The following is a 2,066-nucleotide window of genomic DNA, read 5'->3' on the forward strand; positions in this document are numbered from 1 at the left end:
ATGAATCAACCGATCAGACTTATGACTTGAGTGGCTTTTTCCGTCACGTTAGTCAACAATTATCGGAATCAAATACAGCAGCTAAACTTCGTAATGAATTAAATCAATTAAAAACACGGTTTAGACAGCAACCCTTACCGCAAACTCGAAATGAATTTGAAACCCGGTCTATGCTCTTTGATATCTTATTAGACTGCGAGAAATTCTTGAATCTGAAATACGAGTTTTATAAATCTGGGCAGCGTTTAAAATATCTCCAAAGCAAATAAAAGATACCAAGCAAAAATGAGTAGTAGGACTACTCAACTATGCTTGGTATCTTATTTTTCATATTAAAAGCATTTCATTCCTATACATATAATAAGACGGCGAAGTACATCGCAATTGAACCACCGAGTACAAATAAGTGCCAAATGACATGCCAGAATTTCAAGTTATCATGGGCGTAGAAGATAGTGCCGACTGTATAAGTTACCCCGCCGGCGATTAGCCAAGCGATACCACCAGAACCGATGGCTGTGGCCATTTGCGGGATAGCGATAACCCCGAACCAGCCCATCAAAATATATAAAAGGGTAGAAAATTTCTTCATCTTATTTAGGAAGAGGATTTTACCGATAATTCCAAATAGGGCGATGGCCCATTGAGCAATGAAGATAAACCAGCCAAAGACACCACCGATAGCGACTAGGGCAAAGGGTGTGTATGATCCAGCAATTAAAATAAAAATCGATGAATGGTCGATAATTTTTAGGATACCCGCAGCTTTGGTAAATGAAAAGCTGTGGTATAAGGTTGAAGCCAAGTATAGGGCACACATAGAGATGCCGTACACCACGTATGAAAAAATTTCAATACTATTTTGGTTTTCAACACCTTTAAGGATTAGGAAAACGGTGGCAACAATTGAAAGGACAAACCCAATGCCATGTGTCACTGAATTCAGGACCTCATTCGTGATATAATAAGCTTTCGTATAAGGTAATTTGATTTTTTCTTGACTACGTGAATTAGCAGACATTATTTTCCTCCTTTAGTAGGATGCGTTTTTTACACATGTAGTATAGCATATTCTATTAGGTAATTATGGGAATTCGATGCAATTAATACTAATTTAAAATTTATCTGATAAAATATATATAAGCAGAAAAACAGTTGAGGTGAGCGGAAATGGCGAGAAATATGGATTGGTCTCTTGCTGAAGAATTAACCAAGAAAACGCAAGAAGAAATTGAAAAAATCGAAAAAGTACATATTCTAGTAGTAGGTAAAACGGGTGTTGGGAAATCAACTTTAATTAACAAGATTTTCCGGGAGAGATTAGCGGAAACAGGGATTGGGCAACCCATCACCAAACATTTGCATAAAATCGAAAAAGAAGGCGTGCCAATGGTCCTTTATGATACAAGAGGGTTGGAGCTGGATGCAGAAACCCAAAACCAAGTGACGAGTGAAATCGACCAAACGCTAGAAGGCATGGCCAAAATGCAAAAACATATGCACGTGGCATATTATTGTATCAATGCATCTTCATCGCGGATTGAAGATATGGAGATTCGTTTGATTGAATATTTAGCTAATAAGATGCCGGTTATCTTAGTACTGACTCAATCTATCGGGGATCAAGCCTTGAAATTTGAACAATACCTAGTCAATCAAAATCTATCCGTCCAAGCAATTATTCGGTTAATGGCCCAGGATTATAAGATTACTGACGAATTTACCATTCCTGCCTTCGGTCTAAAAGAGCTTGTTGAAAGAACAATTGGCTTATTGCCACATCAGGTCCACACAGCTTTTAACAATGCCCAACAGATTGATATTGAACGGAAGGGCCGAGCAGCGCGACGTTGGGCGCGTAGATATACTGTCACTACCTTTGGTGTTGGATTCACCCCCATCCCTTTTTCCGATGCAACCGTCCTAGTGCCCATGCAAATAGGTATGATGGCCCATATTACAGCTATATTTGGCATTTCCATGGACCGAGCGACTGCCTTAGGCATCTTAGGGGCTATTGGTGGAACAGGATCAGCAACCTATTTAGGACGACTAATCGTTTCGAA

The 2,066-nt window shown here is 39.3% G+C and carries 2 protein-coding genes and 1 pseudogene; 2 read left to right on the plus strand and 1 reads right to left on the minus strand.

From position 1 onward, the window contains the following. Positions 1–269: pseudogene (locus ACRCJ0_RS12640) on the plus strand (aromatic acid exporter family protein); the annotation flags it as partial. Between the two features lie 80 nt (positions 270–349). Here the strand turns inward: ACRCJ0_RS12640 and trhA are convergent. After that, positions 350–1,021: a PAQR family membrane homeostasis protein TrhA gene (gene trhA, locus ACRCJ0_RS12645; protein WP_051218219.1), complete on the minus strand. Its 672-nt coding sequence runs from the start codon at positions 1,019–1,021 to the stop codon at positions 350–352. Between the two features lie 149 nt (positions 1,022–1,170). On the opposite strand from trhA, the gene ACRCJ0_RS12650 reads away from it, so the two are divergent. After that, a partial coding sequence (locus tag ACRCJ0_RS12650) for a GTPase (protein ID WP_431390653.1) occupies positions 1,171–2,066 on the plus strand: 896 nt, incomplete at its 3' end.

The sequence above is a fragment of the Aerococcus sp. L_32 genome, assembly GCF_050689315.1.